The sequence below is a fragment of the Pseudomonas sp. L7 genome, assembly GCF_046605565.1.
GTDB lineage: Bacteria > Pseudomonadota > Gammaproteobacteria > Pseudomonadales > Pseudomonadaceae > Aquipseudomonas > Aquipseudomonas wayambapalatensis.
Genome location: NZ_CP176784.1, coordinates 4,227,288 through 4,240,601, shown reverse-complemented (window position 1 = coordinate 4,240,601; position 13,314 = coordinate 4,227,288). Strand labels below are relative to the sequence as shown.

Annotated in this window: 14 protein-coding genes; 12 read left to right on the top strand and 2 right to left on the bottom strand. The window is 61.0% G+C overall.

What is annotated here, in order from left to right; translation table 11 throughout:
* Positions 1-169 precede the first annotated feature (169 nt).
* Both ACK3BK_RS19605 and rpoS read left to right on the top strand, forming a co-directional pair.
* Positions 170-1,030, top strand: a complete 861-nt coding sequence (locus ACK3BK_RS19605) for a peptidoglycan DD-metalloendopeptidase family protein (RefSeq protein ID WP_186667217.1) — start codon at positions 170-172, stop codon at positions 1,028-1,030.
* Positions 1,031-1,139: 109 nt separating this feature from the next.
* Positions 1,140-2,147, top strand: coding sequence for an RNA polymerase sigma factor RpoS (gene rpoS, locus ACK3BK_RS19600; protein ID WP_054891052.1), 1,008 nt, complete (start codon positions 1,140-1,142; stop codon positions 2,145-2,147).
* Positions 2,148-2,652: 505 nt separating this feature from the next.
* Here rpoS and fdxA read toward each other — a convergent pair.
* Positions 2,653-2,976 carry a ferredoxin FdxA gene (gene fdxA / locus ACK3BK_RS19595; RefSeq protein WP_012315871.1) on the bottom strand — a complete coding sequence of 108 codons (324 nt, stop codon included), beginning with the start codon at positions 2,974-2,976 and terminating at the stop codon, positions 2,653-2,655.
* Between the two features lie 136 nt (positions 2,977-3,112).
* On the bottom strand, positions 3,113-5,683 hold the full coding sequence (gene mutS, locus ACK3BK_RS19590; RefSeq protein ID WP_186667216.1) for a DNA mismatch repair protein MutS: 2,571 nt from the start codon (positions 5,681-5,683) through the stop codon (positions 3,113-3,115).
* 145 nt (positions 5,684-5,828) lie between these two features.
* Between mutS and ACK3BK_RS19585 the strand changes: the two genes are divergently transcribed.
* The 10 genes from ACK3BK_RS19585 to ACK3BK_RS19540 all read left to right on the top strand — a co-directional run bounded on the left by ACK3BK_RS19585 (position 5,829) and on the right by ACK3BK_RS19540 (position 13,265).
* Complete coding sequence (locus ACK3BK_RS19585; RefSeq protein ID WP_411383120.1) at positions 5,829-6,269, top strand: hypothetical protein; 441 nt, start codon at positions 5,829-5,831, stop codon at positions 6,267-6,269.
* A gap of 64 nt (positions 6,270-6,333) precedes the next feature.
* Entirely contained in the window at positions 6,334-7,068 is a 735-nt protein-coding gene (locus ACK3BK_RS19580) for a helix-turn-helix transcriptional regulator (protein WP_186718864.1), read from the top strand.
* A gap of 540 nt (positions 7,069-7,608) precedes the next feature.
* A complete protein-coding gene (locus ACK3BK_RS19575) occupies positions 7,609-7,932 on the top strand; it encodes a phage holin family protein (protein WP_054891048.1) in 324 nt (107 codons plus the stop codon).
* A gap of 11 nt (positions 7,933-7,943) precedes the next feature.
* Positions 7,944-8,441 carry a hypothetical protein gene (locus ACK3BK_RS19570; protein WP_411383119.1) on the top strand — a complete coding sequence of 166 codons (498 nt, stop codon included), beginning with the start codon at positions 7,944-7,946 and terminating at the stop codon, positions 8,439-8,441.
* Complete coding sequence (locus ACK3BK_RS19565) at positions 8,438-8,998, top strand: phage baseplate assembly protein V (protein ID WP_411383118.1); 561 nt, start codon at positions 8,438-8,440, stop codon at positions 8,996-8,998. The genes ACK3BK_RS19570 and ACK3BK_RS19565 overlap by 4 nt, the downstream gene beginning before the upstream one ends.
* Positions 8,999-9,085: 87 nt before the next feature.
* The gene (locus tag ACK3BK_RS19560; protein ID WP_186667212.1) at positions 9,086-9,412 is read left to right on the top strand and encodes a GPW/gp25 family protein; all 327 of its coding nucleotides are present in this window, start codon (positions 9,086-9,088) and stop codon (positions 9,410-9,412) included.
* Positions 9,409-10,290: a baseplate J/gp47 family protein gene (locus ACK3BK_RS19555; protein ID WP_411383117.1), complete on the top strand. Its 882-nt coding sequence runs from the start codon at positions 9,409-9,411 to the stop codon at positions 10,288-10,290. Before ACK3BK_RS19560 ends, ACK3BK_RS19555 begins: the two co-directional genes overlap by 4 nt.
* Position 10,291: 1 nt before the next feature.
* Positions 10,292-10,900 carry a phage tail protein I gene (locus ACK3BK_RS19550; RefSeq protein WP_411383116.1) on the top strand — a complete coding sequence of 203 codons (609 nt, stop codon included), beginning with the start codon at positions 10,292-10,294 and terminating at the stop codon, positions 10,898-10,900.
* Positions 10,893-12,629, top strand: coding sequence for a phage tail protein (locus ACK3BK_RS19545; RefSeq protein WP_411383115.1), 1,737 nt, complete (start codon positions 10,893-10,895; stop codon positions 12,627-12,629). Before ACK3BK_RS19550 ends, ACK3BK_RS19545 begins: the two co-directional genes overlap by 8 nt.
* Positions 12,630-12,668: 39 nt before the next feature.
* Positions 12,669-13,265 carry a hypothetical protein gene (locus ACK3BK_RS19540; RefSeq protein ID WP_411383114.1) on the top strand — a complete coding sequence of 199 codons (597 nt, stop codon included), beginning with the start codon at positions 12,669-12,671 and terminating at the stop codon, positions 13,263-13,265.
* The last annotated feature ends 49 nt before the right edge of the window (positions 13,266-13,314 follow it).

Below are 13,314 nucleotides of genomic sequence, written 5' to 3'. Positions count from 1 at the left end.
CGCTGATAGCGAATTCTTGCGCCACGGGCTTGTCTATCTGGCGGGGTGAGGCGAACCCCGCCAGATAGACAAGCCCGTACGGGCCACCCAAGCGGGTCGGGCTCGGTTATAATTGAAACAATATTGCATATCGTCATATCCAGATTTCGGCACCATGAGGGGAGCGCGGGTGGGTCACACAATCATTCGGCAGCGCAAGGATCGGTCGGGTTTCAAGCTTCTGGTGATTGCGCTGGCCATGGGAACCTTGCTGGCGGGATGCTCCAGCACCGGCTCCAGTGGCGCTCGGGTGGTCGATCGCAACAACGCGGCTCCCAAGCGTCCGACCGTGACCTCGGGGCAGTATGTGGTCAAACCCGGTGATACCCTGTTCTCCATCGCCTTCCGCTACGGCTGGGACTACAAGGAGCTGGCCGCGCGCAATGGTATCGCGCCGCCCTACACCATCCGCCCAGGCCAGCCGATTCGTTTCAGCAGCGGCGCTGGGGGCACCACCACTGTAGTGTCGTCCGGTCCCTCGTCATCGAGCAGAACCACGGTCATTCGCCGCCCGGTTGGTACGCAGACCGCGCCAGCAACAAATAGCGACAAGTCGGCAACGCCTCCCCCTGCCACGACCGCTCCGACCGTCATCCAGGTGCCGGCCGCAGAGCGCGCGGTCGGGGGTTGGACTTGGCCGGCGAACGGCGTGTTGATTGGAAAATTCGCTTCAAACGGTAGTTTGAATAAAGGCATTGATATCGCCGGAGATTTGGGACAGCCTGTTTTTGCTGCATCTGATGGTGCGGTGGTTTACGCCGGGAGTGGCTTGAGGGGCTACGGCGAACTCATCATCATCAAGCACAATGATACCTACGTCAGTGCCTACGGCCACAACCGCAGGCTTATGGTTCGGGAGGGGCAGCAGGTCAAGGCAGGGCAGACGATCGCAGAAATGGGGTCTACGGGCACTGATCGGGTGAAGCTGCACTTCGAGATTCGCCGCCAGGGCAAACCCGTCGACCCACTCCAGTTCCTGCCACGCCGTTGATTGTTGCACCAGCCTGTTCCTGAAGACGTAAAGGGGACAGGCTTTAGCGCTGCCAGGGAATCAGGCGACGCTAGAGTCTGAGGTTCGAACTCAGCAAAGGACTATAACAATGGCTCTCAGCAAAGAAGTGCCGGAGTTTGACATCGACGATGACCTCCTCCTGATGGAGACAGGTATCGTTTTGGAAACGGATGTGGTGTCAGACGAACCTGCTGTACCTTCGGTTCGGACCAGGGCCAAAACGGGCTCATCGCTCAAGCAGCACAAGTATATCGACTACAGCCGTGCGCTCGACGCCACGCAGCTGTACCTCAACGAAATCGGTTTCTCGCCACTGCTTTCCCCGGAAGAGGAAGTGCACTTCGCGCGCCTGTCGCAGAAGGGCGACCCGGCCGGCCGCAAACGCATGATCGAGAGCAACCTGCGCCTGGTCGTGAAGATCGCTCGCCGCTACGTCAATCGTGGCCTGTCGCTGCTCGATCTGATCGAGGAGGGCAACCTGGGGCTGATTCGTGCCGTGGAGAAGTTCGACCCGGAGCGCGGCTTCCGTTTCTCGACCTATGCGACCTGGTGGATCCGCCAGACCATCGAGCGGGCGATCATGAACCAGACCCGCACCATTCGCCTGCCGATCCACGTGGTCAAGGAGCTCAACGTCTACCTGCGCGCCGCGCGTGAGCTCACCCAGAAGCTCGACCATGAGCCGTCCCCGGAAGAAATTGCCGGGCTGCTGGAAAAACCGGTAGCTGAGGTCAAGCGCATGCTTGGACTCAACGAGCGTGTCTCCTCCGTCGACGTATCCTTGGGCCCGGATTCGGACAAGACGCTGCTCGACACCCTTACCGATGATCGCCCCACCGATCCGTGTGAATTGCTGCAGGACGACGACTTATCCCAGAGCATCGACCAGTGGTTGGGCGAGCTGACCGACAAGCAGCGGGAGGTGGTGATTCGCCGCTTCGGCCTGCGTGGTCATGAGAGCAGTACGCTTGAGGATGTTGGCTTGGAGATTGGCCTTACCCGTGAGCGGGTACGGCAAATTCAGGTGGAAGGGCTCAAGCGTCTGCGTGAGATTCTGGAGAAGAACGGCCTGTCCAGCGAGTCGCTGTTCCAGTAAGCCGGAATGCGCAACACAGAATGCCCCGACGACCTCGGGGCATTTTTTATGGCCTGGGAAATAGTTCAACCTGCTAGCGTTGTTGCTTAGCGTGTAAGAGATCGCTTACTCGTGGTGTAAGCCTTCGCTACCAACAAGAGTAAACAATTGCCTTTTCCAGTAATGATGTTTTCTTAACGTATTGAAATTATTGATTTTTTTAGATGTTTGTAAGTGTGTCTGCTGTAGCATCTTGTTAGGTGCGTAGGTTGCTCCCGCTGGGGAAATCGCTAGTATCTGAAGTGTGCCGACGGACTGGCACAGGCTTTCAAGGATGATCGCCAAGGACATCGCAGGATGCGATTCATCAGGATGATGAATGGGACAAGCAGGGACTACGGAAAAAATGTGGGCGGGTCAAACCGCCCCTTTTTTTTGCCTACGATTTCTCCTCGTCCGGGCTTGCATGAGCCCGAATGCCAGGCACAAAAAAGGCCCTTGCGGGCCTTTTTTGTCACTGCAGCGGTCAGCGCTCCAGATCAGCGATCTTGCCTGGCTTGCCATCCCACTCTTCAGCGTCCGGCAGGGCATCCTTACGCTCGGTGATGTTCGGCCAGATCTCAGCCAGCTCGGCGTTGAGCTCGAGGAAGTTCTCCATCCCCGCAGGCACTTCGTCCTCCGAGAAAATGGCCTGTGCCGGGCACTCAGGCTCGCACAGCGCACAGTCGATGCACTCGTCCGGGTGAATGACCAGGAAGTTCGGGCCTTCGTAGAAGCAGTCCACCGGACAGACTTCCACGCAGTCGGTGTACTTGCATTTGATGCAGTTGTCGGTGACGACGAAGGTCATTTCTAATTTTCTCCTCAGGCGACGGCAGCGTGCCCTTCCTTCCAGGGCAGCGCGGTTCACGTTGGCTGCAGGCCAGACTAATAACCTGCAGCTCCGGCAAACCGCGGCGGATTCTACCAGCTTGCGCGGCTGGCCGTTATAACAGGTTCTTCAGTTGATATAGCATTTCGATAGCTTGACGCGGTGTCATGTCGTCCAACGCCAGCTTGCCCAGCTTCTCGATGGCCGGGTGTGGCAGGCTGGCGAACAGGTCGCTCTGGTGTGGCACCTGCGGTTCGCCCTTGGCCTTGGTCACCGGCGCCTCGTGGGGCAGGCTGGCCTTTTCCAGGCGGCCGAGGTGCTCACGGGCGCGCAGGATGACTTGCGACGGCACACCCGCCAGTTGCGCCACCGCCAGGCCATAACTCTGGCTGGCAGGGCCTGGCAGCACATGGTGCAGGAACACGATGCGCTCGTTGTGCTCGGTGGCGTTCAGGTGCACGTTGGCCACCAGTGGCTCGCTCTCCGGCAGTACGGTCAACTCGAAGTAGTGGGTGGCGAACAGGGTGTAGGCGCGCAATTGTGCGAGACGTTCGGCGGCGGCCCAGGCCAGCGACAGGCCGTCGAAGGTACTGGTGCCGCGGCCGACCTCGTCCATCAGCACCAGGCTGCGATCGGTGGCATTGTGCAGGATGTTCGCGGTTTCGCTCATCTCTACCATGAAGGTCGAGCGGCCGCCGGCCAGGTCGTCGCTGGAACCGATGCGGGTGAAGATGCGGTCCACCAGCGACAGCTCACAGCGCGCTGCAGGCACGAAGCTGCCGATATGCGCCATCAGTACGATCAACGCAGTCTGGCGCATGTAGGTAGATTTACCGCCCATGTTCGGGCCGGTAATGATCAGCATGCGGGTGCTGTTGTCCAGGCCCAGGTCGTTGGCCACGAACGGCGTGGTCAGCACCTGCTCGACCACCGGATGGCGGCCCTGCTCGATACGCAGGCACGGCTCGTCGACGAAGCTTGGGCAGTTCAGGTCCAGGGTCAGGGCACGCTCGGCGAGGTTGCTCAGCACGTCCAGCTCGGCCAGGGCCGCAGCGCTGTCCTGCAACGGCGCAAGGTGGCTGATCAAGGTCTCGAGCAGCGCGTCGTAGAGCATTTTCTCCCGGGCCAGGGCGCGACTCTTGGCCGACAACGCCTTGTCTTCGAACGCCTTGAGTTCAGGCGTGATGAAGCGCTCGGCGCCCTTGAGCGTCTGGCGGCGGATGTAGTCGCCCGGCGCTTGCTCGGCCTGTTTGGTTGGCAACTCGATGAAATAGCCGTGCACACGGTTGTAGCCAACCTTGAGGTTGGCAAGCCCGGTACGGGCTTTTTCACGGGCTTCGAGGTCGATCAGGAACTGACCTGCGTTCTCGCTCATGGCCAGCAGTTCGTCGAGTTCGCTGTCGTACCCGGTCTTGAGCACGCCACCGTCGCGGATCACCGCAGGTGGGTTGTCGATGATTGCTCGCTCCAGCAGGCTGGCCAGCTCCGGGTACGTGCCGGTGATGGCCGCCAGGCGGGCCAGGTGGGGCGCTTCGAGCTCGGCCATGGCGTTCTGCAGTTCGGGCAGGGCGCCAAGGGCATCGCGCAGGCGCGCCAGATCACGTGGGCGAGCGTTACGCAGGCCGATACGGGCGAGAATCCGCTCGATATCACCGATTTCCTTGAGCTGCGGCTGCAGCTTCTCGAAACGGTAGCCGTCGAGGAAGCAGCGAATCGAATCCTGACGTGCCTGCAGCACTTTCAGGTCGCGCAGCGGGCGGTTCAGCCAGCGGCTCAGCAGGCGACTGGCCATGGCAGTCTGACAGCGGTCGATGACTGACTGCAGCGTATTGTCGCGGCCGCCGGCCAGGTTGATGTCCAGCTCGAGGTTGCGACGGCTCGCGCCGTCGAGAATCACCGTGTCGTCCATGCGCTCATGGCGCAGGCTGCGCAGGTGCGGCAGGCTGGTACGCTGGGTTTCCTTGGCGTAGGTCAGCAGGCAGCCGGCGGCGCCGATGGCCAGGGTCAGTTTGTCGCAGCCGAAGCCCTTGAGGTCCTGGGTTGCGAACTGTTGGCACAGGCTCTTGCGCGCCGAGTCACGATCGAAGTCCCACGGCGCCCGACGTCGCGCTCCAGGGCGTTTCTCTGCTGGCAGGCCCTGTGGCCAGTCGTCGGGAATCAGCAGTTCCACCGGGTTGATGCGCTCGAGTTCGGCAAGCAGGTTTTCCCAGCCCTTGATCTCCTGCACGGTGAAGCTGCCGCTGGTGATGTCCAGCACCGCCAGGCCGAACAGGCGTTCGTCACCCAGCAGGGCGGCGATCAGGTTGTCGCGGCGCTCGTCGAGCAGCGCCTCGTCGCTGACCGTACCTGGCGTGATGATACGCACCACCTGGCGCTCGACCGGGCCCTTGCTGGTGGCCGGGTCGCCGATCTGCTCGCAGATCACCACCGACTCACCGAGCTTGACCAGTTTGGCCAGGTAGCCTTCCAGCGAGTGGAACGGAATCCCGCACATGGGGATCGACTGGCCCGCCGACTGACCGCGCGCGGTCAGGGTGATGTCCAGCAGTTTCGCGGCTTTCTTCGCATCTTCGTAGAAGATTTCGTAGAAGTCGCCCATGCGGTAGAACATCAGCTGGTCTGGGTGCTGGTTTTTCAGCTTCCAGTATTGCTGCATCATCGGGGTGTGTGCGGAGAGATCAGACATTCAGGGCCTTGAAACAGGTGGTCTGGTGGCAATTTCGAAACCGGCAATGGTACAGGCTTTTTTTGCCTGCTGCAGGACACAAGGGCAGGGCATCGCTATGATTGGTCGATTTTCCGGGCAGCCCGAACACCGCGCGAGGAATTCCATGCCAAGGGTGGCGTTTTATCTGATGGTCGCAGGCTTGAGCCTGCCGTTACCGCTCATGGCGGCTGCACAGTGCCCGTTTCCGCAGGGCATGCAGGCCTCGATAGAGGCTTCGCGGCATGTGGTCCAGGCACGGGCTGGCGGGACACCGCGGGAGCAGTTGCTGCAGGGGATACCGGCCAGGCTGGACGAGCCGACCCGCCAGTTGCTGCGCGAGATCGTGGCCGAAGTCTATGACAATGAACCGGTGCAGGCCGATGTGTATGCGGGCTACCGCTTCGAGCACTGTTTCCTGTCGCAGCAGCATGCCGATACGGTCGCTGCAATCCAGTTCAGCGACGCGTTGCCGTTGCTGCGCAAGTGCGAGCAGATCGAGCCCCAGGGCGCGCGTCCGCCTTGTGCGATGCGGGCAGTGCATACGGTGACGGGTATCCCTGAATGATCGCAGGTTCGGGGTGTGTTGCATGCATTTGCATTTCCCATCGATCTGCAGCAATATGCATTTTATGCAAAAGCGCAACGTAGCCACTGTACTCAGAGAACTGCTCGATCGCCACGGCCTGTCCCCGACGGAGCTGCACCGGCGCACGGGCGTACCGCAATCCACCCTGTCTCGGATCCTTAGCGAGAAAATTGTCGATCCGTCAGACAAGCATGTCTCCAGAATCGCCGATTACTTCGGCGTGAGCACCGATCAGTTGCGTGGCCGCATGGAGCTGGGGGAGTCCCGCGAGGCGCAGCCCATGCATGGTCATGTGGACCTGAGCGACATCAGCCTGTGGGACGATGAAACCCCCGTCGAGGATGACGAGGTGTCCGTTCCATTTCTTCGAGAGGTCGAATTGGCAGCAGGATCAGGAAGATTCGTCATCGAGGAAAGCGAGCGCGCGCGCCTGCGTTTCGGCAAGCGCAGCCTGCGCCACAATGGTGTGCAGTTCGACCAGGCCAAGTGCGTCACGGTGCGCGGCAACAGCATGCTGCCAGTGCTGCGCGATGGCGCGACGGTCGGCGTCAACACCGGCAAATGTGCCATTGGCGATATCATCGATGGCGATCTCTACGCCATCAACCACAATGGCCAGCTGCGGGTGAAGCAGGTCTATCGCCTGCCCACCGGCATACGCCTGCGCAGCTTCAACCGTGATGAACACCCCGACGAAGACTACAGTTTCCAGCAGATGCAGGAAGAGCAGATCAGCCTGCTCGGGCATGTCTTCTGGTGGGGCATGTACGCACGCTGACCCGCAAATCCGCTGGATAAAAACCCGCTTCGGCGGGTTTTTTCATGCATACGAAGTATCCCCGCCTCCCGCCTTGCATCCCCCGCCGCCTCAAATCATACCGGGCCTACAAATTTTTAGGCTCTCTGAAAAGCCCTACAGGCCATACCCGACAAGGCCTTCATGCATTTAAGCAACTCCTAATGCATAAATATTTTCAAAAATGCATTGACTGCATATGCATCAGTGCATAGCCTGTATCTCAAGCCGGACAGCAACCGGTTGTTACACAGGCAGCGATGAACAGGCCTTGACTGTTCAGAGGGTTGGCAACTGGCCCGGGTGTGCAGCGTAAAGCACCACGATCAGTTATCCGGCGGGCAGGGGGCCGCGGTCGGAGTCACCAATTTGAAGCGGAACCGGCCGGTGTCACCAGATGTGACCGACGGTTCGACAACGCATTACTGAAGGGCCTGCACGGACGGGCCTTTTGGAATGCCGCGTTACACGGCAAGGGATCCACCGGCACTCGTCGGTGGCCATGACACAGGAGACAGGACAGTGACGAACGAGCAACAGGCGTTGCTGGAGATGCCGCTCTGGCTGGTGATCGTCCTGGCATTGCTGGGAGGGCTTTCCGGTGAGATGTGGCGGGCCGACAAGGCCGGCGCCCGAGGTTGGTCGCTGCTGCGGCGGCTGGCGCTGCGCTCGGGGGCTTGCATGGTGTGTGGGGTGTCGACAGTGATGCTGCTGTATGCCAGCGGCATGTCGATCTGGAGCGCTAGCGCCTTCGGGTGCCTGACCGCCATGGCGGGGGCCGATGTAGCCATCGGCCTCTATGAACGCTGGGCAGCCAGGCGCCTTGGTTTGAAGGACGAACGATAGGAGTGCGGCACATGAGCGAACTGGCCACCTTGCATGCGGCATTGACCGCAACGATTCGAGAGGCGATTCCGGAACTGGCATCGGTTGATGCCTATACGGAAGCAGGAAATACCCCGGCATTGCCGGCATTGCGCCATGGCATCGTGCGCATGACTGCCGATGCTGCGCCCAGGGATGGACGCTCGGTGCTGGTCACCACCTTCGAGGCGGACATCACCCCCGATGCCGCCAACCCCGAGGCACGCCTGCAGTGCAGCGTGCTGGCTGCACAACTGATGGACCTGTTGCGCCAGCAGCTATGGGGGCTCGACTTCGTTGAGCCGAGCCGCAACGTACGGGCTTTCTTCGCCGGTGCTGGCTGGCGCGTGCGCTGGGACCAGCCAGTGCTGTTGGGCGAACTGCAATGGCATTGGCCCGACCAGCCGCCGGGCAGCCTCAGGCTGGGCTTCAGTCCAGACACGGGGCCCGGTAATGAAAGCCAGTACATCGCCCCGGAGGACCTGGCATGAGCTATGTCAGTGCCACGCATGACCGCATGCTCGCCACCCTGGTGATTCCCTGCCGCGTGGTGGCGGTGGACTTGGCCGCTGCGCGGGTCAGGGTGTCCGACGGTGGCGGCTGGACCAGCGCCTGGGTGCGCTGGCATGCCCAGGCGGCCGGCAAGGCCCGGCACTGGCGGGCGCCCAGCCTGGGTGAGCAGGGCGTGTTGCTCAGCCCCAGTGGCGACCCGGCGCAAGGTACTTTTTTTGCCGGGCTGTATGGCAATGCCGGCCTCCCGCCAGACAACCGCGAGCATGCCGAGGTCTGGCGCTTCGATGACGGCGGCTCGCTGACCTACGACTGGCAGGCCCGGCGCTATGACATCGAACTACCCAGCGGCAACGCGCGCATCAAGGTCGGTGCCAGCACCCTGGTGGTCAGTGATGGCGCGATCACCCTCGAGGCCTCGAGCATCACCCTGACCGGCAAGGTCACGGTCAACGGCCCGCTGACTGTCAGCGGCGACATCAACGGCGGCGGGCGGATCATCGATACCGCCGGCAACACGCCCAACCACAAACACTGAACCCAGCCCGCCATCGCGGGCTTTTTAATGCCAGGAGAACGCAATGGATACCCATCAACGCGCCCGGGATTTTCCGGGAGACGCGTCATGATCGGCCTGGACCGTCGCACCGGCCTGCCATTGGCCGGGATCGCTCACCTGCGCCAATCCATCGAGGACATCCTTACCACCCCACTGGGCAGCCGTCGCATGCGTCCGGAATACGGCAGCCAGTTGCGCCGCTATGTCGACCTGCCCGTCAACGAAGGCTGGAAGAGTGCGGTACAGGCAGAGGTCGCTCGCGCCCTTGGGCGCTGGGAGCCGCGCTTGCAACTGGAGCGGGTGAAGGTCGTAGCCGTGCTCGACGGCCAGGTCAGCCTGGCCCTGAGCGGCCGTTATCTGGGCGATGACGCGCTGGTGGAGGTGAGCGTATGAGTCAGGTAGACCTGTCCAAACTGCCCGCCCCGCAACTGCTCGATGATCTGGATTTCGAAGCGCTGTACGAAGCCGACCTCGAGACCTTTCGTGCACATATGGGCGATGGCTGGACGGCACAGTTGGAAAGCGATCCGGTCACCAAGCTGCTCGAGGTCGGCGCCTACCGAAAGCTGCTCAACCGGGCACGCATCAATGATGCTGCGAAGGCCTTGTTGCTCGCCTATGCCCAGGGTCGCGACCTTGACCAACTGGCGGCCAACGTTTCGTTGCAGCGCCTGGTGATCCAGGCCGCCGACCCGACCACCGTTCCGCCCACCGAGGCGGTTCTCGAATCCGACGACGCCCTTCGCGAACGCGTGCAACTGGTCTATGAAGGCCTGACCACCGCCGGCCCGCGCAACAGTTACATCCTCCACGCCCGCAACGCCTCGGGACGGGTCGCCGACGCGACCGCCGAAAGCCCGTCGCCGGCGGTGGTCGATGTCACGGTGCTGAGCATCGATGACGACGGTGTCGCGCCCCAGGCGCTGCTCGACGAGGTCAACGCCTACCTCAACGACGAGGACATCCGCCCGGTCGCCGACCGGGTCAATGTGCGCAGCGCCCAGGTGCTGCCATACCGGATCGATGCCGTGTTGCACATGGCCGACAACGGCCCCGAGTACGAGGCCATCCTCAGCGAGTGCCGGCGTCGTTTGCAGGCCTGGATCAACCCGCGGCGCCGCCTGGGTGTCGAGGTCGCCCGCTCCGGCATCGACGCCCAGTTGCACATCGACGGCGTCAGTCGGGTCGAGCTGATCGACTGGACCGACATCCGCCCGAGCAAGGCCCAGGCTGCCTGGTGCACAGGCTTCGAACTCAAGCGCGGAGGCTGACATGCGAAGCCTTCTGCCGCTCAACCGCACCCCGCTGGAGCGGGCCATCGAAACGGCTGGCGACGAAGACCTCAAGGTCACCCTGCGCCAGCTCTACAACCCCGACACCTGCCCCGCGCACCTGCTCTACCAGCTGGCCTGGGCCTGGTCGGTGGATCGCTGGGACGACAGCTGGAGCGACACCGTCAAGCGCTCGGTGATCCGCTCAGCATTCTTCGTCCACGCCCACAAAGGCACCCTCGGCGCCCTCAGGCGGGTGGTCGAGCCGTTCGGCTACCTCATCGAGGTGGAGGAGTGGTGGCAGGCGCAGCCTGCCGGGGTGCCGGGGACCTTTGCGCTGAAAATCGGCGTCGAGAACTCGGGCATCAGCGAGCAGACCTACAACGAACTGTCGGCTCTGATCGACGATGCCCGTCCCGTCAGCCGGCACATGACCGGCATGGTGATCAGCCTGGAAAGCAACGGCGCCTTCCATCTCGGTTGCGCGCTTCAGGATGGCGACGAGCTCGATATCTACCCACCGGCACCGCGAGACATCGACGTTGAAGGCGTCATCGGGCGCGGCGGCCGAGAACACACAATCGATACCTTGGACATTGCACATGGTTGACCAGACTTCTCAGTTCTACGCCATCCTCACCAATGTGGGCGCGGCGAAGCAGGCCAATGCGGATGCCTTGGGCATTCCGTGGAAAATAACCCAGATGGGCGTGGGCGACGCCAACGGCACCGACCCGACCCCCAACGCCACCCAGACCAGCCTGATCAACGAATGGCGCCGCGCGCCGTTGAACCAGCTCAAGGTGGATGACAAGAATAGCGCGGTGATCGTCGCCGAGCAGGTGATCCCTGCCGAGGTTGGCGGGCGCTGGATCCGTGAGATCGCGCTGTATGACGCCGACGGCGACATGATCGCGGTGGCCAATTGCGCTCCGACCTACAAGCCGCTGCTCAGCCAGGGCTCGGGCCGTACTCAGGTGGTGCGGATGAACCTGATCGTCAGCAGCGCCAGTAATGTGCAGTTGAAGATTGACCCTGCGGTAGTGCTTGCTACCCGAGAGTGGGTCAGCGAGGAGTTGGCCAGGCAGGATTTCAAGCATTCGGTGCTAGTAGCGACTACTGCACCCATCGCCTTGAGCGGGTTGCAGACCGTCGATGGCGTGGCGCTGTTCACCGGGGCCCGGGTGCTGGTCAAGAACCAGGCGGCTGCCAAGGACAACGGCCTGTACTTGGTGGCCGGCGGTGCTTGGGCACGTTGCAGCGATGCCAACACCGACGCCAAGATCACGCCGGGCCTACTGGTACTGGTGGAGAAGGGGACGGTCAATGGTGACAGTGCCTGGCAACTGGTGAGCGACGGGCCTATCAGCTTGGGTATCAGCGCCCAGGACTTCGAAATGGCCTTTGGACGCAGCGGCGTTGCTGTTGGGACCTATCGCAGTGTAACAGTCGACAAGTATGGGCGTGTGGTGGCGGCGACGAACCCTAGCACTGTGGCAGGTTATGGTCTGACCGATGTTTACACTGCTGCCCAGATGGACACCGCGTTGACGCTCAAGGCTCCTTTGATCAGCCCGATGTTTACGGGAAATCCCGTTGCACCGACGCAGCCGCGTTTCACCGCCAATACAACGCTGGCGAGCACAGATTTCGTGCATTCTCGAGGTCAGCAATTCAATGGCGTCTCGGTTTACAACGGCACGTCCGTCGTTGCAGGTACCGTTGCTCACGTGGGCGGGGTGGTACATTTCTGGGGTAGTGGTATTCAAGCATATACGGTACCTAACTCCGCACTCATCTCAGCCACTCCCGGCAGCACGATCCGCGTACACAACTGGGGCTGGCAAGCACTATCGGTCACACCTCAAGGAGCGGATGAATTACAGGAAAGTATGGCGACCTCGTCGTCGAAGCTACCTCGAATGCTTCCACCCGATACCTATGTAGATTTGACTTACATCGGCACGGGTAAGTGGATGATGTTAGGTACCGGAGTCGAACACCTTCGCCAGCCTTGGGCCAAGTACTTAGGTACAACGGGTTACTATCGCCTACCTAATGGACTCATCGAGCAATGGGGCTTTCGTTATTCCTTGGTGGGTGCCTCTAGTATATCAATCGATACGGTGTTCCCGGTCGCCTTTTCAACTGCCTGCTTGAGCCTGGTCGTCACCGTCGGAGTGGCGATAGACGATTACGACCGCGATCCTTCTTATCGCTTATCACGCCAAGAAGTCAGTCACGGTCACCCTACCCCTACTGGCTTCGAAGGCCAGGTCTTCAATGATAACTACCTGAACAATTCCCGTTCTATGCATTGGCGCGCGCTGGGCTATTGAACACGTGCGGAAAGTTCGAACATTCTCCAGGGAGCTGAAATGACCATTTACGCAAGTAGCCAGGCAAGAGCGTTTTACAGTGACGAGGTGTCGTCGACGCTCCCACCTGATGCTCAAGCAATATCCGATGATCTCCACGAGTGCTTGTTGGCGGGGCAAAGCGAGGGAAAATTTATAGACTTTTCCTTGCATCCCCCGCGCCTCGTTGATGCCGCAGATTCTTGGCCAAGCAGTAAAGAACTGTCCAGACGTATCGATGACCGGGTCGCTGACGTTTATGCCAGATGGGCTAGGTTCGAACCCGAATATGCAGCTCGTGAAAAAGCTGCAGTGGCTTATCGTCAAGCAGGGTACAGCGGTGAGGCAGGGAGCTGGATCAAATATTATGCCGCCACTACGGGGCTGAGTCTTGAGGCAGCGACCAATCTGATCCTCGATAAGGCGCAACAACGTGAATCCACTCTCGAAGCCTTGGCCAGTTTCAGATTACGCAAACATGAACTATTCAACTTGGAAGGTGAAGCTAGACAAGTGCTTTATCAAGAAATCATTGGGCGAGTCCAGGCGACAACTTTGCTGCTTGAATCTCTCGAAGGCTTGCCTAATCCACATGAGGGCGCGGGGCAGCCGTCCTAAAACCCGCCAGTCCATGCTTTGACTGAGTCAAAGCCCATTTCCCAATACC

Excerpts from the sequence above, each read along its gene's own strand:
- ACK3BK_RS19580 (WP_186718864.1), top strand. The coding sequence starts at position 6,334 with ATGCAAAAGCGCAACGTAGCCACTGTACTCAGAGAACTGCTCGATCGC.
- ACK3BK_RS19570 (WP_411383119.1), top strand. The coding sequence starts at position 7,944 with ATGAGCGAACTGGCCACCTTGCATGCGGCATTGACCGCAACGATTCGA.
- ACK3BK_RS19540 (WP_411383114.1), top strand. The coding sequence starts at position 12,669 with ATGACCATTTACGCAAGTAGCCAGGCAAGAGCGTTTTACAGTGACGAG.
- rpoS (WP_054891052.1), top strand. The coding sequence starts at position 1,140 with ATGGCTCTCAGCAAAGAAGTGCCGGAGTTTGACATCGACGATGACCTC.
- ACK3BK_RS19545 (WP_411383115.1), top strand. The coding sequence starts at position 10,893 with ATGGTTGACCAGACTTCTCAGTTCTACGCCATCCTCACCAATGTGGGC.
- ACK3BK_RS19565 (WP_411383118.1), top strand. The coding sequence starts at position 8,438 with ATGAGCTATGTCAGTGCCACGCATGACCGCATGCTCGCCACCCTGGTG.
- ACK3BK_RS19560 (WP_186667212.1), top strand. The coding sequence starts at position 9,086 with ATGATCGGCCTGGACCGTCGCACCGGCCTGCCATTGGCCGGGATCGCT.
- ACK3BK_RS19550 (WP_411383116.1), top strand. The coding sequence starts at position 10,292 with ATGCGAAGCCTTCTGCCGCTCAACCGCACCCCGCTGGAGCGGGCCATC.
- fdxA (WP_012315871.1), bottom strand. The coding sequence starts at position 2,976 with ATGACCTTCGTCGTCACCGACAACTGCATCAAATGCAAGTACACCGAC.
- ACK3BK_RS19555 (WP_411383117.1), top strand. The coding sequence starts at position 9,409 with ATGAGTCAGGTAGACCTGTCCAAACTGCCCGCCCCGCAACTGCTCGAT.
- ACK3BK_RS19585 (WP_411383120.1), top strand. The coding sequence starts at position 5,829 with ATGCCAAGGGTGGCGTTTTATCTGATGGTCGCAGGCTTGAGCCTGCCG.
- mutS (WP_186667216.1), bottom strand. The coding sequence starts at position 5,683 with ATGTCTGATCTCTCCGCACACACCCCGATGATGCAGCAATACTGGAAG.